The organism is Mycobacterium sp. ITM-2016-00316 (assembly GCF_002968335.2).
In the GTDB taxonomy this organism is placed as follows: domain Bacteria; phylum Actinomycetota; class Actinomycetes; order Mycobacteriales; family Mycobacteriaceae; genus Mycobacterium.
On the sequence record NZ_CP134398.1, the window covers coordinates 4,132,618 to 4,153,555 of the forward strand.

Annotated in this window: 22 protein-coding genes and 2 pseudogenes; 13 read left to right on the forward strand and 11 right to left on the reverse strand. The window is 66.8% G+C overall.

All coding sequences use genetic code 11. The features are described 5' to 3' along the window. The 6 genes and pseudogenes from C6A86_RS19825 to C6A86_RS19850 all read left to right on the forward strand — a co-directional run bounded on the left by C6A86_RS19825 (position 1) and on the right by C6A86_RS19850 (position 5,672). Positions 1–1,660 (forward strand): annotated as a pseudogene (locus C6A86_RS19825) (thiolase C-terminal domain-containing protein). Further along, positions 1,653–2,522 (forward strand): alpha/beta hydrolase, encoded by an 870-nt coding sequence (locus C6A86_RS19830; RefSeq protein WP_105366457.1) that lies wholly within the window; start codon positions 1,653–1,655, stop codon positions 2,520–2,522. The pseudogene C6A86_RS19825 and the gene C6A86_RS19830 overlap by 8 nt, the downstream one beginning before the upstream one ends. Next, on the forward strand, positions 2,522–3,340 hold the full coding sequence (locus C6A86_RS19835; protein ID WP_105366456.1) for an NAD(P)-dependent oxidoreductase: 819 nt from the start codon (positions 2,522–2,524) through the stop codon (positions 3,338–3,340). Before C6A86_RS19830 ends, C6A86_RS19835 begins: the two co-directional genes overlap by 1 nt. A 28-nt stretch (positions 3,341–3,368) precedes the next feature. Next, positions 3,369–4,157, forward strand: a complete 789-nt coding sequence (locus C6A86_RS19840; RefSeq protein WP_105366455.1) for an NAD(P)-dependent oxidoreductase — start codon at positions 3,369–3,371, stop codon at positions 4,155–4,157. Between the two features lie 118 nt (positions 4,158–4,275). Then, the gene (locus C6A86_RS19845; RefSeq protein WP_105366454.1) at positions 4,276–5,481 is read left to right on the forward strand and encodes a cytochrome P450; all 1,206 of its coding nucleotides are present in this window, start codon (positions 4,276–4,278) and stop codon (positions 5,479–5,481) included. Then, positions 5,478–5,672, forward strand: coding sequence for a ferredoxin (locus C6A86_RS19850; RefSeq protein WP_105366453.1), 195 nt, complete (start codon positions 5,478–5,480; stop codon positions 5,670–5,672). Before C6A86_RS19845 ends, C6A86_RS19850 begins: the two co-directional genes overlap by 4 nt. Before the next feature lie 34 nt (positions 5,673–5,706). Here the strand turns inward: C6A86_RS19850 and C6A86_RS19855 are convergent, their stop codons facing one another. From C6A86_RS19855 to C6A86_RS19870, 4 genes are all read right to left on the reverse strand, one after another. After that, positions 5,707–6,639, reverse strand: coding sequence for a type IV toxin-antitoxin system AbiEi family antitoxin domain-containing protein (locus tag C6A86_RS19855; RefSeq protein WP_105366452.1), 933 nt, complete (start codon positions 6,637–6,639; stop codon positions 5,707–5,709). 157 nt (positions 6,640–6,796) lie between these two features. After that, positions 6,797–7,081 carry a DUF1330 domain-containing protein gene (locus tag C6A86_RS19860; protein WP_105366451.1) on the reverse strand — a complete coding sequence of 95 codons (285 nt, stop codon included), beginning with the start codon at positions 7,079–7,081 and terminating at the stop codon, positions 6,797–6,799. 34 nt (positions 7,082–7,115) lie between these two features. Continuing rightward, complete coding sequence (locus C6A86_RS19865; RefSeq protein WP_105366450.1) at positions 7,116–7,304, reverse strand: ferredoxin; 189 nt, start codon at positions 7,302–7,304, stop codon at positions 7,116–7,118. Next, a complete protein-coding gene (locus C6A86_RS19870; protein ID WP_105366449.1) occupies positions 7,301–8,578 on the reverse strand; it encodes a cytochrome P450 in 1,278 nt (425 codons plus the stop codon). The genes C6A86_RS19865 and C6A86_RS19870 overlap by 4 nt, the downstream gene beginning before the upstream one ends. A 237-nt stretch (positions 8,579–8,815) precedes the next feature. On the opposite strand from C6A86_RS19870, the gene C6A86_RS19875 reads away from it, so the two are divergent. Beyond that, on the forward strand, positions 8,816–9,601 hold the full coding sequence (locus C6A86_RS19875) for an emopamil-binding protein (RefSeq protein ID WP_105366448.1): 786 nt from the start codon (positions 8,816–8,818) through the stop codon (positions 9,599–9,601). Here the strand turns inward: C6A86_RS19875 and C6A86_RS19880 are convergent, their stop codons facing one another. Beyond that, entirely contained in the window at positions 9,602–9,775 is a 174-nt protein-coding gene (locus C6A86_RS19880; RefSeq protein ID WP_199196451.1) for a hypothetical protein, read from the reverse strand. A 68-nt stretch (positions 9,776–9,843) separates the two neighbouring features. Between C6A86_RS19880 and C6A86_RS19885 the strand changes: the two genes are divergently transcribed. From C6A86_RS19885 to C6A86_RS19900, 4 genes are read left to right on the forward strand one after another with little or no spacing between them, the layout of a single operon-like run. Further along, on the forward strand, positions 9,844–10,500 hold the full coding sequence (locus C6A86_RS19885) for a TetR/AcrR family transcriptional regulator (protein WP_233213273.1): 657 nt from the start codon (positions 9,844–9,846) through the stop codon (positions 10,498–10,500). Further along, positions 10,500–11,801, forward strand: a complete 1,302-nt coding sequence (locus tag C6A86_RS19890; protein WP_105366446.1) for an acyl-CoA dehydrogenase family protein — start codon at positions 10,500–10,502, stop codon at positions 11,799–11,801. Before C6A86_RS19885 ends, C6A86_RS19890 begins: the two co-directional genes overlap by 1 nt. Before the next feature lie 38 nt (positions 11,802–11,839). Beyond that, positions 11,840–12,823, forward strand: a complete 984-nt coding sequence (locus C6A86_RS19895; RefSeq protein WP_233213278.1) for a phosphotransferase family protein — start codon at positions 11,840–11,842, stop codon at positions 12,821–12,823. After that, positions 12,820–13,785, forward strand: coding sequence for an NADPH:quinone oxidoreductase family protein (locus tag C6A86_RS19900; RefSeq protein ID WP_105366444.1), 966 nt, complete (start codon positions 12,820–12,822; stop codon positions 13,783–13,785). The genes C6A86_RS19895 and C6A86_RS19900 overlap by 4 nt, the downstream gene beginning before the upstream one ends. Positions 13,786–13,793: 8 nt before the next feature. On the opposite strand, the gene C6A86_RS19905 is transcribed toward C6A86_RS19900, so the two are convergent. Further along, positions 13,794–14,150 (reverse strand): limonene-1,2-epoxide hydrolase family protein, encoded by a 357-nt coding sequence (locus tag C6A86_RS19905; RefSeq protein ID WP_105366443.1) that lies wholly within the window; start codon positions 14,148–14,150, stop codon positions 13,794–13,796. 152 nt (positions 14,151–14,302) lie between these two features. Here C6A86_RS19905 and C6A86_RS19910 point away from each other — a divergent pair, with 152 nt between their 5' ends. Together C6A86_RS19910 and C6A86_RS19915 are read left to right on the forward strand one after the other, a co-directional pair. Further along, on the forward strand, positions 14,303–15,487 hold the full coding sequence (locus C6A86_RS19910) for a cytochrome P450 (protein ID WP_105366442.1): 1,185 nt from the start codon (positions 14,303–14,305) through the stop codon (positions 15,485–15,487). A gap of 13 nt (positions 15,488–15,500) precedes the next feature. Further along, entirely contained in the window at positions 15,501–16,448 is a 948-nt protein-coding gene (locus C6A86_RS19915) for a TIGR03564 family F420-dependent LLM class oxidoreductase (protein ID WP_105366441.1), read from the forward strand. A gap of 10 nt (positions 16,449–16,458) precedes the next feature. On the opposite strand, the gene C6A86_RS19920 is transcribed toward C6A86_RS19915, so the two are convergent. From C6A86_RS19920 to C6A86_RS19940, 5 genes and pseudogenes are all read right to left on the reverse strand, one after another. Then, entirely contained in the window at positions 16,459–16,962 is a 504-nt protein-coding gene (locus C6A86_RS19920) for a hypothetical protein (protein WP_105366440.1), read from the reverse strand. Further along, the gene (locus C6A86_RS19925) at positions 16,959–17,618 is read right to left on the reverse strand and encodes a TetR/AcrR family transcriptional regulator (RefSeq protein ID WP_233213277.1); all 660 of its coding nucleotides are present in this window, start codon (positions 17,616–17,618) and stop codon (positions 16,959–16,961) included. The genes C6A86_RS19920 and C6A86_RS19925 overlap by 4 nt, the downstream gene beginning before the upstream one ends. Before the next feature lie 189 nt (positions 17,619–17,807). Next, the gene (locus C6A86_RS19930; RefSeq protein WP_105366438.1) at positions 17,808–18,956 is read right to left on the reverse strand and encodes an acyl-CoA dehydrogenase family protein; all 1,149 of its coding nucleotides are present in this window, start codon (positions 18,954–18,956) and stop codon (positions 17,808–17,810) included. Between the two features lie 15 nt (positions 18,957–18,971). After that, positions 18,972–20,117, reverse strand: coding sequence for a thiolase family protein (locus C6A86_RS19935; protein WP_105366437.1), 1,146 nt, complete (start codon positions 20,115–20,117; stop codon positions 18,972–18,974). After that, positions 20,117–20,925: pseudogene (locus C6A86_RS19940) on the reverse strand (enoyl-CoA hydratase/isomerase family protein). Before C6A86_RS19940 ends, C6A86_RS19935 begins: the two are co-directional and overlap by 1 nt. Positions 20,926–20,938 lie beyond the last annotated feature (13 nt).

Consider the following 20,938-nt stretch of genomic DNA (forward strand, 5'->3'; position numbering starts at 1 on the left):
TTGTCCGCCATTGCAGGCCGGCCACTGCCCCAACTCACGGTGCAGAACGAGTTCTTCTGGACTTCGGGCGCTGACGGACGGTTACGCATCCAGGAGTGCCAGGCCTGCAGGGCGCTGATCCACCCGCCGGCACCGATCTGCCGCTACTGCCGCAGCCACGATCTGGGTGTGCGGGCGGTATCGGGGAAAGCCACGCTGTCCGGCTTCAGCATCAACCACCGCTTCGGGTTTCCCGACCTGCCGCCGCCGTACGTCATCGCCGAGGTCGCGATACTGGAGGACCCGCGGGTGCGGTTGACCACCAACATCGTGGACTGCGACGCCGACGCCCTGAAGATCGGCCAGCCCGTCGAGGTGGCCTTCCAGCACGTCGACGATGTCTGGCTGCCGGTGTTCACCCCGGCCGCCGATCCGGACGCCCCGACCGCCATGCCCGAAGACCTGATTCCGCCAACGGATTTCGCCAAACATGTGCGGCCGATGCTGGGGGGCGAGAAGTTCGAGGACAAAGCGGCCATCACCGGCATCGGCGCATCACGGCTGGGTCGGCGCCTGATGGCGGCTCCGCTGTCGCTGACCATCGAGGCGTGCGAGGCAGCCGTCGCCGACGCCGGTCTGACCTTCGACGATATCGACGGCCTGTCCACCTATCCGGGGCTGGACATCGCCGGCATGGGCGAAGGCGGTGTCAGCGCGCTCGAAGGGTGCGCTCGGTCTTCGGCCGACCTGGATCAACGGCGGCATGGACACGTTCGGCCCCGGCGGATCGGTCATCGCCGCGATGATGGCCGTCGCCACCGGGATGGCCCGCCACGTGCTGTGCTTCCGGACGCTGTGGGAGGCCACCTTCCAGCAGCTGATGAAGGAAGGCAAGATGTCCCCGCCGGGCGGCGCCCGCGCCAACGGCTGGCAACAGCCCTTCGGCGGCATCTCGGCGGCGCACACGCTGGCGCAGAACGCCTCCCGGCACTTCCACCGGTATGGCACCACCCGCGAGACGCTGGGCTGGATCGCGTTGAACCAGCGTGCCAACGCCGCGCTCAACCCGACGGCCATCTATCGCGACCCGATGACCATGGACGACTATCTGTCCGCGCGGATGATCACCACGCCGTTCGGGCTGTATGACTGCGATGTGCCGTGCGACGGTGCGGTCGCCGTCATCGTCTCGGCCGTCGACGTCGCACGCGACCTGCCGCAGAAACCCATCCGGGTCGAGGCCGTCGGCACCCAGATCATCGAACGCCTCGACTGGGATCAGACCACGCTGACCCACGAGCCGCAGGTACTCGGCCAGTCCGCGCACCTGTGGTCACGAACGTCTTTGCGGCCCAGCGACGTCGACGTCGCCGAGCTCTATGACGGCTTCACCTTCAACTGCCTTTCCTGGCTGGAGGCGCTCGGCTTCTGCGGTATCGGAGAGGCCAAGGATTTCCTGGACGGTGGCCACGCCATCGCCCGTGACGGCGTCATCCCACTGAACACGCACGGCGGTCAGCTCTCCCACGGCCGCACACACGGGATGGGGCTCATCCACGAGGCCGTCACCCAGCTGCGCGGGCATGCCGGCGAACGGCAGGTCGCCGATGCCAAGGTCGCGGTGGCCAGCAGTGGCGGCCTGACCCCCAGTGGTGTGCTGCTGCTACGGACCGATGAGTAAGCCCCGGGTGGTGATGGTCGGGTCCGTGCCGATGTCCGCCCTGGTCGCCGAAGTCCCCGAGCCCCGCGCGGTGATCGTCGCGATCCACGGCGGCGCGACAACGTCGGCGTACTTCGACTGCCCCGGTCGCCCCGACCTCTCGTTGCTGCGGACCGCGGCGGCACACGGCTACACCGCGATCGCCCTGGATCGTCCTGGTTACGGTGCGTCGGCGCTGTACCAGGACACCATGACCGACCCGGCCGCCCGGGTCGCGCTCGCCTCCGGCGCGGTGGACAAGATCCTGGCCGGCCGCCCGCGCGGGGCGGGCATCTTCGTCTTCGCGCACTCACTGGGATGCGAACTGGCACTGCGGATGACGGTCGCCGACGCCGGCGTGATCGGCGTCGAGCTCGCCGGAACCGGTCTGCGCTACAGTCCCGAAGCCAAGGAGATCCTCAGCCAGGCGACGTTGACCCGCCGGCCGGCGGGACTGCGGGAACTGTTGTGGGAGCCCGCGGAACTGTACCCGGGCGAGGTGCTGACCGGAGCGCTGTCCGCGCCGGGTGTCGCCTACGAGGGTCCGGTGACCGCCAACTGGTCGCGCCGCGACTTCCCGGAACTGGCCGCCGCGGTGCGGGTCCCCGTCCAGTACAGCGCGGCCGAGCACGAACGCGTCTGGGACACCTCGGCCGCGGCACTGGCCGATATCGCTGGCCTGTTCGTCACTGCGCCAAGGATTTCGGTCCACGAAATGCCGGATAGCGGGCACAATCTCAGCGTCGGGTTGTCGGCGCAGACCTACCACCTTCGGGTGTTGTCATTTGTCGAAGACTGTATCGCCGCCGGAAACGGTGGCGCCGAGCAAGCGGAGGCTGGTTGATGCGCGTTGGATTCATCGGACTGGGCAGTCAGGGTGGGCCGATGGCCCGCCGCATTGTCGAGGGCGGCTTCGAACTGACGCTGTGGGCCCGTCGCGCAGCATCGCTGGAGCCCTATGCGGACACCGCGGCGAAGACGGCGGGTACGCCCGCCGAGCTGGGCGCCGCAAGTGATCTGGTGTGTCTGTGCGTCGTCGGCGACGACGACGTTCGCGAGGTGATTGCCGGCGAGCACGGTGTGCTGGCCGGACTGGCCCCCGGCGGCATCATCGCCATCCACAGCACCGTGCACCCCGACACCTGTGCCGAGATCGCGGACATGGCTGCCGGCAAGGGCGTTTCGGTGATCGATGCCCCGGTCAGTGGTGGTGGCCCCGCCGTCGAGGCAGGCACCCTGCTGGTCATGATCGGCGGCGACGAAGCCGATGTGGAGAAGGTGCGTCCGGTGTTCGCCACCTACGCCGATCCCATCGTGCATCTGGGCCCGCTGGGCAGCGGACAGGTCGCCAAGATCCTGAACAACCTGCTGTTCACCGCGAACCTCGGTGCCGCGATGAGCGCACTGGCACTCGGCGAATCCCTCGGGGTGCCGCGAGAACGCCTGTGCGAGGTCATCACCCGCGGTTCGGCCACCAGCAAGGCCTTGAGCAGTATCGCCGCGTTCGGCGGCAGCCTGGACAACCTCGCCCCGATCGCCGGTGCGCTGTTGCAAAAGGATTGCCGGCACGCCGCGACGCTCGCCGACAAGGCATCGGCACCCGAAGGCGCGGTGTTCGACGCCGCCGACGCCGCGCTGGCGCTGATGGACCACCCGCGCTGATGAGCACCAGCGTGAAGCGACTCGATTGATGCGCGTCGGCGTCATCGGCGCGGGCCGGATGGGCGCACCGATGGTGCGCCGTCTCGCCGAGGCCGGGCACCAGGTGCGCGCGCTCGGTCGCACCGAGGAAAAACGTCGGGCCATCGCGGAACTGGGCGCAACCCCGGTCGCCGATGCCGCCCAGGTGGCCGACGGCGCCGAGGCGGTGGTCATCTGCCTGTTCACCGACGAGCAGGTGCGCGCGGTCCTCGACACCGCGCTGCTGGCGGCGGTGCCGGCCGGGGCCGTCCTGATCGTGCACACCACCGGCAGCCCGCGCACAGTCGAACACCTGCGGGAGCTGGCACCACATCTCGACGTGGTGGACGCACCGGTCAGCGGCGGCCCGCACGATATCGCCGCCGGTGAGGTCACGCTGTTCGTCGGCGGCCCCGACGATGCGGTGCGGCGGGCGCAGCCGGTGCTGACCGCCTACGGCAGCCCGGTCCTGCACGTCGGCGCGCTCGGCGCCGGCCAGAAGGTCAAGTTGATCAACAACACGCTGTTCGCCGCGCAGATCGGTCTGTTGGCCGAAGCGGCTCAGCTGGCCGGCAGCCTCGGGGTCGACGAATCCGCCTTGCTGGAGGCGCTGCCGCATGGCAGCGGAGCCAGCCGGGCGCTGGACAACGTGGCGCGGGCCGGCTCGACCGCCGCATTCGTCGCCGCCGTCGGTGAATTCATCGGCAAGGACGTCGCGGTGATCCGGCGGACGGTGGCCGAGCTCGGCACCGACCTCGGCGCGCTGAACGCCGTCGTCGACGCCGGATTGGGACGCTGAGTTCGGCGCCAAATTGCCTGTTTCACAATCCTGTCGACGGGACTACTGTTAGCGTTACAGTTTCACAGCCTTCCGTAACGCTTCGGGTGACAGCGCCACCCTGGAGGAGGACCTCAGCATGACCACCGCGGAACTCGTGTTCGACCCATTCTCGGACGAGTACTTCAACAACCCGTTCGAGATCTACCGGCGGATGCGTACCGAAGCACCGCTCTACTACTGCTCCGACCGGGATTTCTACGCCCTGACCCGGCACGAGGACGTCTCCGCCGCACTCAAGGACCACGAGGCGTTCTCCTCATCGCGTGGCTGCGATCTGGCGATGGTGCAGGCCGACGAGCCCCCGCAGAAGTCGATCATCTTCATGGACCCGCCCGATCACCGACACATGCGCAGCCTGCTCAACAAGGCCTTCACCCCGCGGGCCGTGCAGGCCCAGCGCGACACCATCGTCGAACAGATCGACCACTACCTCGGTCTGATCACCTCCGATGACTTCGACGTCGTGCAGGACTTCTCCGGGCCCTTCCCGGTCGAGGTGATCACCCGGATGGCCGGTGTCGAACCCGACTATCGCCAGATGGTGCGGCACTGGATCGACACCAGCCTGTCCCGCGAACCCGGGCAGGTCGGTACCTCCGAGGCCGGCATGCAGGCCAACATGGACACCGCGATCTACTACTACTCGCTGGTGCAGAAGCGCCGGGAGAACCCGACCGACGACATGATCAGCCGTCTCATCGCCGCTGAGATCCCGCGCGAGGACGGCCGCTTGGACAAACTCGACGATATCGAGATCACCGGTTTCGCGACCCTGCTCGGTGGGGCCGGGGCGGAAACGGTCACCAAGCTGATCGGTACCGCGATGGTGCTCTTCGCGCGCAATCCCGAGCAATGGCAGAAGCTGCTCGACAACAGAGACCTGGTACCCGCCGCCGTCGAGGAGCTGCTGCGCTACGAGGGACCGGTGCAGTACAACGTGCGCTACACGCTCAAGGAGGCGCACGTGCCCAGCGGCGTGATCCCGGCGGGCAAGGCGGTCTTCCTGCTCAGCGCCGCGGCCAATCGTGACACCGATGCGTTCACCGATGCCGACAAGTTCGATATCGAACGCGACCGTACCGAGGCGCAGAACCTGGGCCTCGGTTACGGGATCCACAGTTGTCTGGGTGCGGCGCTGGCGCGGATGGAGAGCGTGATCGCGCTGGAGAAGCTGCTCGATTTCATGCCCCGCTACGAGGTGAAATGGGATGGGCTGCAGCGGGTTCACATGCAGAACGTGGCCGGATACTCACACGTGCCGGTGCGAAGGCTGCCGTCATGAGCAAAATCGAAGTGGATTTCGGGCTCTGCGAGAGCAACGGCGTCTGTATGGGCATCATCCCCGAGGTGTTCGACCTCGACGACGATGACTACCTGCACGTGCTCACCGAGGACGTCACCCCAGACAACGAGGCGCAGGTGCGTGAATCCGTGCGACAGTGCCCCCGTCAGGCGATCGCCATCGTCGAGTAATTTCCTCGCGCGAGCAGACACAAATGGCCCGAAACTAGGCACTTTTGGGGCCATATGTTGGGGGCACCTCCCGCTTGCGGGGGACTGCTCGTCGGGCAAGGGCCGCGCGCTCGAAGAGGGTTTCCATCCTGGCGACCAGTTCCTGAGGACGTTTCCGCACGTCATCCACCACCAACGGGACCGTTGTCAACCCGACCTCCTGCAGGCGGGCGACCTTCATCCGGTCATGTTTGAGAGCTTCCGCCGTGGCGTGCCACTGCATGCTCTCGTATTCGGCCACCACACCGAAAGCAGGCCAAGCGAAGTCGACGCGCCACAGCTTGCCCTGCCTGTCGATGATCTCGAATTGCAGCTCGGGCATGGGCAAGCCGCCGTCGATGAACACGAGACGGGCTTCGCTCTCCATCGGTGACTCCGCGCGCCCATCGGCATGCTGCAATAGTTTGCGCACCGTGACGATGCCGCGCCTGCCCTTCTGCTCGGCAACGGCAGACGCCAAGTCCGCGACCGCGCACCACCCGCTCCCCAGTGCAGCGTCCAACATCGCCAGTGCACGCGGCCGTCGCAGTGTTCGGGCCATCTCGACCGCGGTCCAGGCCGGTGCGGTGGCAAGACGGTGGCCCACCACCCGAAGCGGTGCGCCCACTCGCTGGTGCACCATCACCTCGGCGGTCGGCCGGATCCGGACACCTGGGTCGAGGATGTGCAGCAGGTCGTCCGGGTCGGTATCGAACCCGTACAGAGCAGCGGCAGTGTTCATGCACGCGACTGTGCGCTCGCCGGTTCGCAGGTCCATCGCCGCCAACCGGGACAGATGATCGGGTGCCGCCGCCGCATAGATGCCGTGTTGGACACGGATGAGTTGGCCCCGCAGAACCAGTGTGCGTAATTGCTTGCGCGAGATCAGCGCAAGCAGTTGTTGACTAGTTGCGACTTCACTATCCGAGAAAGCGTCCCGCCACGACATACGGTGGATGGTTGCTCAGAATGCACCTACTGCACAGCGACGGACCGTTCAGCCTGGGGATAACTCGACGAGCAGACACATAGGGCCCCAAAAGTAAGCACTTTTGGGGCCATATGTTGGGGGCACCTCCCGCTTGCGGGGGACTGCTCGCGGGAACTCAGAAGCCCGAGATGATCACTCCGTTGCACTCGGCCGCGGCCTGGCGCAGCTTCGCGGCCTCCTGGTAGGCGTCGGAGTAGTACCACTCCTTGGCCGCCTCGACCGACTCGAACTCCAGCAGCACGGTCTGAGTTCCGTGCCACTGTCCCTCCAGCGACTCGACCACGGGGCTGAAGGCGAGCACCTTCGCGGTGCTCATCGTCTGGCTGGCCAGCTTGCCGTACTCGGCCATTCCGGCCGGGTCCTTGATGTCCTCGGTGATGATCACATAACCCTTGGGCACAGTTTGAATCTCCTTGTCGGTGAGGCGGATTGATTCAGATCTCGTGGATCGCGTTCTCGGGGCAACACTGGATGGCCTCCTGCACAGCCGCTTCGTGTTCGGCCGGCACCTCGCCGGGAGCAGCGACCGCCCATCCGTCATCGGAGAGGTCGAACACCTCGGGGCACAGCGTCAGGCACATCCCGTGGCCGGCGCAGCGGTCCTCGTCGACGCCGACCCTCATATGGCGTCGAACTCCAGGTGCAGGTGGGTGAGTCCGCGCAGGATGAACGTCGGGATGTAGTGGTAGTCCCTATTGTCCGCCGGACCGTGCTTCTCCTCGGAGATGCGGATGTCGGTGGTGCGATCGAGCAGCCGCTCCAGGCCCACCCGGGTCTCCGCGCGGGCCAGCGGAGCACCCGGGCAGCTGTGGATGCCGCGACCGAAAGCCAGGTGCTGGCGGGCATTCTTGCGCGCCGGGTCGAATTCGTCGGGATCCTCGAAGCGGCGCGGATCGCGGTTGGCCCCGGCGTTGACCACCATGACGGTGGTGCCCGACGGAAGTTCCTTCTCCCCCACCGTAACCGGGGTGCGTGACAGCCGGAAGTCACCCTTGACCGGGCTTTCGTGGCGCAGCGCTTCCTCGATGAAGTTGGGTAGCAGACTGCGGTCCTCGCGTACCTGCTTCTGGATGTCCGGCCGGTCACCGAGCACCTTGAGCGCAGTGCCCAGCAGGCGGACCGTGGTCTCCTGACCCGCCGAGAAGACGTTGGTGGCAACACGTGCGACGTCGCCGGGGGTCGGCGTGGTGCCGTCGGGGAACAGCGCGGTCGCCATCCCGGTCATGATGTCCTCGCGCGGGTTGACCCGTCGATCCTCGATGTACGCCTCGAACTGGGCGTAGAGGAACTCCAGCGGGCTGTGCGACAGCGACTCGTCACCGGTGCTGCCGACGCCCCCGCCGGAGTTCTGCGAGATGCCGTCGACGAAGGCGTTGCGGTCCTCGGGCGGGATGCCCAGCAGGTCTGCGATCACCAGCAGCGTGAACGGGCTGGCGAATCCCTTGATGAACTCACCCTTGCCGGGCGCCAGGAAGTCATCGAGCACCCCGTCGGCCAACTGCCACATCGCGTCCTCGTTCTCCTTGAGGCGCTTGGGAGTGATCAGCCGCATCATCAGCGAGCGATGGTTGGTGTGCACGGGCGGATCCAGCGTCGGCAGCTGATCGCTGAACGGCAGCTCGTCGCGGTGCTTCTCGATCAGCTCGGCGACGTCGTCGCGGCCCTCCAGCGGCACCGGAAAGCCCGGGAACGGTCCGGTCACCGAGGTGCACGACGAGAAGGTGTCCGCGTCGTTGTAGACCGAAACCGCCTCTTCCCAACCGGTCACCATGGTCACGCCGTAGATGTCTTCGGGTTGGACCGGGCATTGGTTACGCAACGCGTTGAAGTACGGGTAGGGATCGTCAACCAGCCGCGGGTCCTTGAACCAGTCGATGCCGGCGGGATCGATCGCCATATGCGTTACTCCGTTCCTGGCAGGCAGTGCCCACTACGAGAATGTGGCTCTCATCTATGAGTATTACATTTCCACAGCGCCGCTTCGTCGTCAACGAGGGCAAACGCCTCATCGACCCGCTTAACTCGTGGCGAGAGAAAACGAGATTCTCCAAATGTTGAGCGTTCGCTCAACACGTGCGCGCCAGAGGCCTATCCTCCGCTGAGGCGCACGATTCGGCAAGGACAGGATCTCGAGATGACATCGGACGTCGAACTGCAGGCCGCGGCGGACAGCGAGCCGAACCTGGCGCGTCCGTGGGCGCCACACCGCCGTCGGGCCTATGTCGCACTCACCGCCATCACCGGCATGGCATTCAGCGTCGCGGTGGTGGGCGTCGGCACCGGGCTCCTGCCGCCCACCTTCACCGTCGACGTCATCGCCAATCTGGCATTCGGGCTGCCGGTGATCGTGCTGCCGCTGGTCTACTTCTGGACCGGACGCGGTGAGCAACGATCGCGCCTGGAACGGGCCTCCGAGCTGACGATGATCTACCTGCCCTACACGGCGGGCAGCCAACTCGGCTACGAGACCATCTTCCTCATCGGCCATCCGCTGAACTGGTGGACACCGACCACCGATCCGGGCTGGAAGTGGCTGTGGTGGCAGTACGGGCTCGCCGACACCCGTTACACCAGCGGCAACGCCTGGATCTTCGGCCTGGAACTCGTCGGCGTCATCACCGGCACCATGCTCTTCATCGTGTGGATTCGGCTGATGCGCACCGATCTACCGGTCGAGGCGCGGATCAGGAGCCTGTGGCTGGCCTTCACCGGATGCGCCATGCTGATCAGCAGCACCGGCGTGTACTTCCTCGCCGAAGTGCGGGCCGGATTCGGCGATATCGGCCAGGGCGCCTTCGGGCTCTGGTTCAAATTCATCGCCGAGAACGTGCCCTTCATGATCCTGCCGTTCTTCGCGCTCATCGCGATGCACCGCCAAATCGATCACCTGACACGACGGGCGGGCCCGCTGCCGCTCTAGTCAGTGCCGCCGGCGGCGCCACACCGCCACGATCACGCAGACGCCGACGGAGCTCGCGAACACGCCGAGGATGAGATGGCGGGCGCCGCCGGTCACACCGAATGCCCACAGCTGCAACCCACCGGCGACCAGTGCCAGCAATCCGAAGGCCAGCCCCGCCACCCGTAGCGCCATCCGACCAGTCTGCCACTTCGCTTAGTTTGACTCTGGTCAGCTTCGGACGTGCGGGGTACGGTCAGACGGTGCCCAACCCTTCGCGCAGCGCGGAAGCTGACCGTGGTCAGCGCAGGGCCACATTTCAGCGCTCCAACTCACGCGAAACCAAGCGCATGCTGGTCCAGGCCGCGATGGCGCTGTGGCGCACCAACGGCTACGCCGGCACCACTGTGGCCCAGATCTGCGCCGCCGCCGGAGTCTCCAAGGCGTTGTTCTACTTCTACTTCCCCCGCAAGGAGGACGTGCTCTTCGAGGTCGGCGTGATGTCCACCCGGTCGGCGCAACGCACCATCGCCACCCTGCTCGGAGGCGAGTACGACGTGCAGTCCGTCATCGCGGCGGCGCTGACCGACCTCGAGCGTTCGATGGCCCGCAATCCCGCCGAACTGGTCATCGAGACGATCCTGGAGGGCTACCGCCACGAGCACCGGATCCTGGACACCGCCGAGACGCCGGATCTGGACGGCGGCATGTTCACCGCACTGTTCGACCGCGCACTCGCCGACGGGAAGCTGCCCGCCGGCACCGATACCGGTCACCTGGCCTACCTGGCCATGATGCTGGTCAGTGAGGGCGCCCGGCATTGGGCCGCAGGCTCATTCGGCGGGCGTTCCTTCGCCGACGTCGTCGGCAACGATATCGCCACCCTGATCGCAGGCACCACCAGTCAAAGGAGACCGTGATGGCATGGGATTTCGAAACCGACCCGGAGTTCCAGGAACTCCTCGACTGGGCGGACGCCTTTGTCCGTGATGAGGTCGAACCGCTGGACCTCATCTGGCCACACCTGCAGTTCACTCCCCTGGATGACGCCCGCCGCGCCGTGGTGGATCCGCTCAAGGAGCAGGTCCGCCGAAAAGGCTTGTGGGCCACCCATCTCGGTCCAGACCTCGGCGGCCAGGGCTACGGACAGCTGAAACTGGCGCTGCTCAACGAGATCCTGGGCCGATCCCAATGGGCACCGATCGTGTTCGGCTGCCAGGCCCCCGACACCGGCAACGCCGAGATCATCGCCCACTACGGCACACCCGACCAGAAAGACAGCTACCTGCGGCCGCTCCTGAAGGGCGAGGTGTTCTCCTGCTATTCGATGACCGAACCGCAGGGCGGCGCGGATCCCACCCAGTTCAAGACCGCCGCGGTCCGCGACGGCGATGACTGGGTGATCAACGGCTACAAGTTCTTCTCCTCGAACGCCTCGACAGCGTCGTTCCTCATCGTCATGGTCGTGACGAACCCGGATGTCAGTCCCTACCAGGGTATGTCGATGTTCCTGGTACCCACGGACACGCCCGGGGTGACCATCGTGCGCAACTCGGGTCTCTACGGAGAGGCCGATGGCGAAGGCTCACACGCGCTGATCCACTACGACAACGTCCGGGTGCCGGATTCCGCACTGCTCGGCGGTGAGGGTCAGGCCTTCGTCATCGCCCAGACCCGGTTGGGCGGCGGCCGCATCCACCACGCCATGCGCACCATCGGGCTGGCCCAGAAGGCACTGGACATGATGTGCGAGCGGGTACTGTCCCGGCACACCGCGGGCAGTCTGCTCGCCGACAAACAGGCCGTACAGGGTTACATTGCCGACTCCTATGCCCAGCTCAAACAATTCCGGCTGATGGTGCTGTTCACCGCATGGGAGATCGACAAGTACAACGATTACAAGAAGGTCCGCAAGGACATCGCCGCGGTGAAGGTGGTCATGCCCACCGTGCTGCACGACATCGCCTGGCGGGCCATGCAGATACACGGTGCGCTCGGCGTCACCAACGAGATGCCGTTCCTCGGGATGGTGACCGGGGCCGCGGTGATGGGCCTTGCCGACGGTCCCACCGAGGTACACAAGACCACCGTGGCCAAGCAGGTGCTGCGCGACTACACCGGCACCGACGGACTGTGGCCCACCGAATGGATTCCCGGCAAACGGGACGCCGCGCGGGCCCGGTTCGCCGAGCACCTGGAGGCCGAGGTGGGCAACCTGTGAACGCACCGGCCATCGACGTTGCCCGCCTTGCCAATTGGATGGATGACGCCGGGCTGCCCGGCAAAGGCGCCCCGCTGGAGGCCCGGTTCCTCTCGGGTGGCACGCAGAACGTCATCTACGAACTGACCCGCGGCGAGGAGCGCTGCGTCATCCGGATGCCACCGCCCGGCGCGCCCGCGGACCGTGACAAGGGCATCCTGCGGGAATGGCGCATCATCGAGGCGCTCGACGGCACCGACGTGCCACACACCAAGGCCGTCGGCGTCTGCGCCGACGCGAGCGTGCTGGGCCGGCCGTTCTATCTGATGGGCTTCGTCGACGGCTGGTCGCCGATGGACCAGCATGCCCGGTGGCCCGAGCCGTTCGACAGCGATCTCGGTACCCGGCCGGAACTGAGTTACCAACTCGCCGAGGGTATTGCACTGCTCTCCAAGGTGGACTGGAAGACCAGGGGCCTGCAGGACCTGGGCCGGCCCGATGGTTTCCACGAACGGCAGGTCGCACGTTGGATCGGCTTCCTGGAGCGCATCAAACAGCGCGATCTGCCGGGGCTCGAGGTCGCCACGGCGTGGCTGCAGGAACGTAAGCCGCTGGACTTCATCCCCGGCCTGATGCACGGTGATTACCAGTTCGCCAACGTCATGTACCGGCACGGCGCACCCGCTCAGCTGGCCGCGATCGTCGACTGGGAGATGGGCACGGTCGGTGATCCGAAGCTCGACCTCGGCTGGATGATGCAGAGCTGGCCGGCCGACGAGCACGATCACGCCGCGATGGGTTATGTCGACATGCGCGGCGCACCGACCCGCGACCAGGTGGTGGCGCGGTACGCCGAGGTGTCCGGGCGTCAGGTCGATGATCTGGACTACTACCTGGTGCTGGCCAAGTGGAAACTGGCCATCGTGCTGGAGCAGGGTTTTCAGCGGGCAGGCGATGACGAGAAACTGCTGGCATTCGGCCCGGTCGTCACCGATCTGATGCGCTCGGCCGCCGAACTCGCCGAGTCCAGCGACTACCGGTGAGGGCTGTGGTCTGCCCGGCATACGGGCCGCCGGAGGTGGTGCGGGTCGAGGAGGCTTCCGCCCCCGACCTCGCCGACGGCCAGGTGCGGGTGCGGGTCGCCGCGGCGGCGGTGAACTTCCCCGATGTGCTGCTGGTCGCGGGAAAGTACCAGGTCAAGGTGCCGCCACCGTTCATACCGGGCAGTGAGTTCGCCGGCGTCATCACCGAAACCTCGTGCGATGAACACAATTTCGCGGTCGGCGACCGGGTCACCGGGACCGGCATGGTCGGCGCCTTCGCCGAACAGGTATGCATCGGTGGCGGCGCCATGGCGCCGATCCCCGAGGGCATCGATTACCGCACCGCCGCGGCCTCCGGAGTGGCGTTCCGCACCGCGTATCACGCACTGCGCTCGACGGCGCGGGTCGCGCCCGGCGACGATATCGTGGTTCTCGGTGCCGGTGGCGGTGTCGGGCTGGCCGCGGTGGCGCTGGCCACCGCACTCGGCGCCCGCGTCATCGCGATTGCCTCATCTGCCGAGAAGCTCTGTGCAGCAGCAGAATACGGCGCTGTGCACGGAATCGACCACCGCGGCGCGGACCTGCGTCAGGCACTGCGGGAGTCACTGCCTGGCGGCGCCGCGGCGGTGATCGATCCGGTCGGCGGTGACCTTTCCGAGCCCGCCCTGCGATCGCTGAGACGCGGCGGGCGCTTCGTCACGGTCGGCTTTGCGTCGGGATCCATCCCCCGCATTCCCTTGAATCTGGTTCTGGTCAAGGGTATCCAGGTGCTGGGTTTTCAGTTCCAGGACATCCCGGCCGGTGAGTTCACCCGCAACGAGTCAGAACTGCGCAGGCTACTCGCGACCGGCGCGGTGGCACCACACATCGGCGCCACCTACCCACTGGCGGACACCGCCGCAGCGCTGCGTCACGTGGCCGACGGACGCGCGATCGGAAAGGTGATCATCGACGTCGGATGACGCTGCGGTCAGGACGGTTTGGGCGGGTAGAAGTACTCCCGCCAGGCGGTGATCTTGTCGCCTTTCACCTCGTAGGCACCCATCACGGGCCAGCTCAGAGGCTTACCGTCCACGACCCAGTGGTCGCGCCGCTCCATCAGCACCACGTCGCCGTCGACGGCGAGGTGGCAAATCTCCAGGTCGACGCACCGCCCTCCGGCGAAGAAGACCTTCATCATGTCGTGAATCGCCGCGCGCCCGGACAGCGCGGGCCAGTCCGGGCCGATGTCGAAGGTGGCGTCGTCGGCGAAGTGACTGATGACTTCCTCGACGTCGTTTCGGGCCCATGCGGCAATCTCGGCGCGCACGATGTGTTCTGCGGTCATGGCGTTCCCCCTCGGTCGGTACCCCGACCATCTTTACACTCTGCGCCAATAGCGTAAACCGCGCCGATGCCTTGACCGCGACTCGACACACCTGCTAAGCAAGTGCTCAGTAGAACCAGCCCCGCACTCTTCGCCTCTCTGATGGAGCCACGATGGCACAGCCGACTGCCGCACCCGACCTGTACTACGACCCGTACAGCGTCGAACTGAACATGGACCCCTACGCGGTGTTCGCGCGGATCAGGGAGGAGGCGCCGCTGTACTACAACGAACAACACGACTTCTATGCGCTGAGCCGCTACGACGATGTCAATGCGGCGGTCATCGATCATGAGACATTCATCTCGGGCCGCGGCGCGGTGCTCGAGATCATCAAGTCCGGCATGGAGATCCCGCCGGGCACGTTGATTTTCGAGGACCCCCCGATCCACAACATCCACCGCAACCTGCTGTCCCGGATGTTCACCCCGCGCAAGGTTCTCGCGCTCGAACCGCAGATCCGCGAGTTCACCGCGCGCTGCCTCGACCCAGTCATCGGTTCGGGCCGTTTCGATTTCGTCAACGATCTCGGTGAACAGATGCCGATGCGGGTCATCGGCATGCTGCTGGGCATCCCCGAGGACCGGCAGCGTCAGATCACCGACCACGGCGGCGAGCCCCTGCAGGGCGGGCGCCTGGAGGGAATGGCGACAGGCGAGGTGTTCTCCGAGTTCATCGACTGGCGGGCCGAACATCCCTCCGACGACATCATGACCGATCTGCTGAACGCCGAGTTCGAAGACGAAACCGGCACGCGGCGCACACTGCGCCGCGACGAATTGCTGTTGTATCTGACCGTCATCGCCACCGCGGGTTCGGAGACCACCACACGGCTGATCGGCTGGGCCGGAAAGACACTGGCCGATCACCCGGATCAACGCCGCGCTCTGGTGGAGAACCCCGCCCTGATCCCGCAGGCGATCGAGGAGATCCTGCGTTGGGAGCCACCGGCGCTGCAGATCGCCCGCTATGTCACCCGCGACGTCGAGTACTACGGGCAGACGGTGCCGGAGGGGTCGGCGATGCTCATGCTCGTCGGCGCCGCCAACCGCGACCATCGCCGTTTCGCGCCCGACGGCGATGTCTTCGACATCTTCCGTGAACCACGCTCACACATGACGTTCGGCGCGGGCACCCACTTCTGCATGGGCAATGCACTGGCGCGCCTGGAAGGCCGAATCGCCTTGGAGGAGATCCTCAAACGCTTCCCGGAATGGGAGGTCGACTGGCCCAACACCGTCCCGTCGGAGACCGCCGCGGTGCGCGGCTGGGCCGCCATGCCCACCCTGCTGCCCTGAGGCGAGGTCAGGCATGCGCATCGGGCTGATGGTCGGTTCGGACAGGGAACGCGCACGCACCGACCGGTTGGCGGGACTGCTGTCCGATGCCGTCGCCGCGGAGTCGGCCGGCTTCCACTCGTTCTGGTTTCCGCAGGTGCCCGGATATCTGGACGCACTGACCGCGGTGGCACTGATCGGCGCCACCACAAGCAGCATCGAGGTCGGCACCGCAGTCGTCCCGATCCAGACCCGACACCCGCTGATCCTGGCCCAGCAGTCTCTGACCACGCAGGCGGCGTGCGCGGGCAGGTTCACCCTCGGTATCGGCCTGTCGCATGACTGGATCATCCAGGGGCAGTTGGGCTTGCCGTATGACCGCCCGGTCGCACTTGTGCGCGACTACCTCGACGTGCTGCTCGCCGGATCTGCCGGCCCGGGGGTGGTGGACGTCGACAACGACACCTTCGCCGTGCACAGCCCGGTGGATGTCACGGATCGCACGGTGCCGGTGCTGCTGGCCGCGCTCGGACCGACCATGCTGCGGATCGCGGGTGAACGCGCCGACGGCACGATCCTGTGGATGGCGGATGAACGCGCGATCGGCGAACACGTCGCGCCTCGGATCAACGCCGCCGCCGAGGCCTCGGGTCGGGGCCGCCCGCGCGTGGTGGCCGGCGTCCCTGTCACGCTCTGCGCGCCAGGCGATGTCGAGGACGCCCGCGCCCATGCGAGCGAGGTGCTGGGGCATGCTCATCTGTCACCGAACTACCTGCGCTTACTCGAGCACGGTGATGCCGAGGACGTGGGCGACACCATGGCCGCCGGTGACGAGGCGGCGGTGCTGAAGGGACTGCAGCGCTACCGGGACGCAGGCGTCACTGACCTGGCTGCACGGATCGTGCCGCTCGGGGCCGACGGCGCGGCGCGGCGCGCCTCCCGGGACCGCACCATGGAGTTCCTCGCGACACTGTCCCTGTGAGTTGGTGAATTCAGCTGGCCGGCACCAGGTCTGCGGCCACCGACGGACAGGACATGACGCCGCACCGGAAGGCCTCGGTGCGACCGAACGGCTCGGTGTCACCGGCGGCGGCCAGCGCCTGCGCCTTGAAGGCACGGGCGGCCGCGCTCAGCTGGTGCTGCACCGAGTCGACGGTGCTGTCGAGCTCTTCGGGCCAGCTGTCGCCCCACAGGGTCACCTCGGTGAGGCCCTGCTCCAGGGCGCCGAGCACACCTTCGCGGACCCGGGCATCGCTGACGAACAGCTCGGCGGCCACCGCCACCGTCTGCGGATGGGGCCGCTCCTCCCAGAGCTGCATCGCCGTCTCCAGGTCGCCGGTGTCCACACCCAGGATCTGCAACGGGCGGATGTCGTCATCACCGGTGATCAGCACGGTGACATCCCAGCCGGCCATCACGCGGTCGACCAGCCAACCGCCGGCATTGCGCACCACCTCGGCGACGCTGGGCGCCACCACATCGAGTCGGTACCTCATATCGAATTCCTCTCGGTGCCCGGCTTTAACGATTCCCCGTTCGCTGCGCTCCTGCCCGCCGCGAAGTCGCGGGCCAGCGACTCCGTGTATCCCTTGAACACTGCCGCCAGCGGGATTGAAGGATCGAGTAGCCATGCGGTCTCCATTCCATTGACGAAGGCGAGAATCTCCACGGCCTTGGCGGCCGGGTCGAGGTCTGAGCGGTAGCGGCCACTGAGCTGGCCGCGCCGGATCGCGTCCGCGACGATCCCGACGGCGGCCTGCTGCCGGGCCACCAGGCGGTCGTGCAGCGGGGCGTCGGGCTGGATGTTCTCCACCAGCAGCACGGTGAAGGTCCCGACGAGTTCGGGAGCGCGGTCGAACCGCTCGGCCACCCGACCGATGTTGGCGATCAGATCACCGCCCCGGTCGGCATGGGTGTCATCGTCGAAATCGCGGGCGTCGAGCACCGCGTGCAGCAGCTGTTCTTTGGATTCGAAGTGGTGCAGCAGGCCGGCGGCGCTGACTCCGGCCTCCCTGGCGATCTGGGCCAGCGAGGTGTTGCGCCAGCCGTTTCGCGCCAGCAGGTTCTCCGCGGCGGCGAGAATGCGCTGCTTGCGGTCCTCGCCCTTGGCCAGCAGCGACTCGTAGGGCCGGGGCCCAGACGCCGCAGATATCGCCGACACCGCTCTCCTCATCACCGAGTGAACCAACCAACTGAACACACAGTAGGTTGGTTAGCGCCGTGTGACAAGGGTCTCAGTTAACAAATTTCCCGACGGGTGTCACGTGCCTGGTCAGAGCGTCGGACGATGCGATTTACGCACATTCTGTAACGCTCAGCGTTACAGAATGCGCGCAGACCCTCAGAGGCCCAGGGACTTCGCGATGATCACCTTCATGACCTCGCTGGTGCCCGCGTAGATGCGGGCCACCCGGGCATCGGTGTACAGCCGGGCGATCGGGTATTCCATCATGTAGCCGTAGCCACCGAAGAGCTGTAGGCAACGGTCGATCACCCGGGCCTGCATCTCGGTGCAGAACAGTTTCACCCGCGCGGCGTCCGGTGCGGACAGTTCGCCGTCGACATGCAGGGCCACGGCCCGGTCCAGCATCGCCTGGGCGGCCTCCACCTCCGTCGAGCAGGCCGCGAGTTCGAACTTGGTGTTCTGGAACGACGCGACCGGAGTACCGAAGGCCTTGCGGTCCTTGGTGTAGTCGATGGCCGCGGCGATCGCCGATCGCGCCTGCGCCACCGAGCCCACCGCGACGGTCAGCCGCTCCTGAGCCAGGTTGTGACCCAGATAGCTGAACGCCTCCCCCACCTCACCGAGCACATTGGCGGCTGGCACCCGCACGTCGACGAACGAGAGCTCCGCAGTGTCCTGCACCTTGCAGCCCATCTTCTCCAGCTCGCGGCCGCGGGTGAACCCGGCCATCCCGTCCTCCACGACGAACAGGGTGAGCCCCTTGCGCCGGTTGTCGGGGTCGGTGGACGTGCGGGCCACCACCACGACGAGGTCGGCCTGCATACCGCCGGTGATGAACGTCTTGGCGCCGTTGACGATCCAGTGGTCACCGTCGCGCACGGCGGTGGTGCGCATGCCGGCCAGATCGGATCCGGTACCGGGTTCGGTCATCGCCACCGCGGTCAGCAGCGTGCCGTCGGCCAGGCCCGGGAACCAGCGCGTGCGCTGCTCCTCATTCGCGTAATGCAGGAAGTACGGCAGGATCACCTCGAGCTGGGTGCGCACCGTGGACAGCGTCACCAGGGCTCGGGCCGCCTCCTCCTGGAGCACCACGTTGTAACGGTAATCCGGCGTGCCGCCACCGCCGTACTCCTCGGGAATGGCGACGCCGAGCATGCCCAGCTTGCCCATCTTCTCGAACACCGCGCGCGGCATCCGGCCGCCCTTTTCCCAGTCCGGGTAGGCCGGCACCACTTCCTTCTCGACGAAGTCGCGTGCGAGTTCACGGAATGCCTCGTGATCCTCGGTGAACAGATTGCGTTGCACGTGTTGTCCTTTCGGCTAGAAGACGTACTCGACCAGCGTGGCGTTGGCGGTCCCGCCGCCCTCGCACATGGTCTGCAGCCCGTAGCGGATGCCGTTGTCGCGCATGTGATGGATCATCCGGGTCATCAGCACCGCGCCGGAGGCGCCGAGTGGATGCCCCAGCGCGATGGCCCCACCCAGCGGGTTGAGCTTCGCCTCGTCGACGCCGGTTTCTGCCAGCCACGCCAACGGCACCGGCGCGAACGCCTCGTTGACCTCGAACACGCCGACATCGTCGATCCCGACGCCCGCCTTGTGCAGCACCTTCTCGGTGGCCGGGATGGGACCGGTCAGCATCAGCACCGGATCGGCGCCGGTGACCGCCCCTGCGCGGTAGTACACCAGCGGGGTCAGACCCAGGTTGAGCGCCTGATCGGCGGTCATCACCAGCAGTGCGGCCGCACCATCGGAGATCTGCGAGGAGTTGCCCGCGTGGATGACGCCGTCGTCGGTGAAGGCGGGTTTGAGGCCGGCCAACTTTTCGACGGTGGTGCCACGCCGGATCCCTTCGTCATCGGTGATGACATCGTCGTCGGTGAAGACGGGCACGATCTGGTCGATGAAGGCGCCGGCGTCCTGCGCGGCGGCGGCGCGCTCGTGCGACTGCGCCGAGTACTCGTCGCAGCGGGTGCGCGACAGATCCCATTTCTGGCAGAGCATTTCGGCAGAGATACCCTGATTGAAGGAGAAATCGTCATATCGGGCAAAGACTTTCGGACCGTAGGGCTGACCGGTGGCACGCGCGGCGCCGAGTGGGACCCGGCTCATCACCTCGACACCGCCGGCGACCACGACATCCTGCTGGCCGGACATGACGGCCTGCACCGCGAAGTCCAGCGCCTGCTGACTGGACCCGCAGGCCCGGTTCACCGTGGTGCCCGGGATGCTCTCCGGCCAGCCGGCGGCCAGCACCGCGTACCGTCCGATATTGCTGGACTGATCCCCCACCTGCGACACGCAGCCCCACACCACATCGTCGATCAGGCCCGGGTCGACCCCGGTGCGTTCGACGAGTTCCTTGAGTACCACCGCGGACAGGTCGGCGGCGTGCTGCGCTGACAGCCCGCCGTTCCGTTTCCCGACCGGGGTGCGCACGGCTCCGACGATGACGGTCTCACGCATCAGTTCTGCTCCTTCTCGACAGCTGCAGAGGAGGGCACCGCCCACTCTCCGGAAAACTCTGGGTCGCGCTTGGCGGCGAACGCCGAATAGGCCTCCCCGCATCGGCGGTCGCGAAATTGCCGGGCTGGGCCCGGGCCTCATTGCCCAGCGCCTGGGCGAAGGTGGCGGTGGCCCCGTCGTTGAGCAGCGCCTTGCTCTGCGCCAGCGCGAACGGCGGCCCCTCGGCCAGCCGCCGCGCCACCTCATCGACGAACGCGTCGATCGCGTCGGTGTCCTGCACCCAGGTGACCAGACCGAGCCGGTGCGCCTCGGCCGCGTCGATCATATCGGCAAGCAGCACAAGGCGTTTGGCCTGCTGCAGGCCGACGAGTTTGGGGAGCAGCCAGGAGCCGCCGAGATCGACCGACAGCCCGCGTTTGGCGAAGATCTGGCAGAACTTCGATTCGGGGGTCGCCACCACCAGGTCGCAGCCCAATGCCAGGTTCCACCCGGCGCCGACCGCGACGCCGGTGACCTTGGCGATGGTGGGCACCGTCAGGTTGTGCAGTGCCAGCGCCACATCGGTGAGCCGCTGCAGCTTTCGCCGGGGATGAATGGCCTCGCCGGTGCCGATATCGGCACCCGAGCAGAACGCCCCGCCGGCACCGGTCAGCACTACCGCGCGCACCGAGTCGTCGGTGTCGACCGCGCGCAGCGCCGCGGCCAGCGCATGCCACAGTTCGACGTCGATGGCATTCTTGCGGTGCGGCCGGTTCAGCGTGAGCGTGCGCACTCCGTCGCGGTCCTCGATCAACAATGCATCACTCATGCGCGATCCGCCT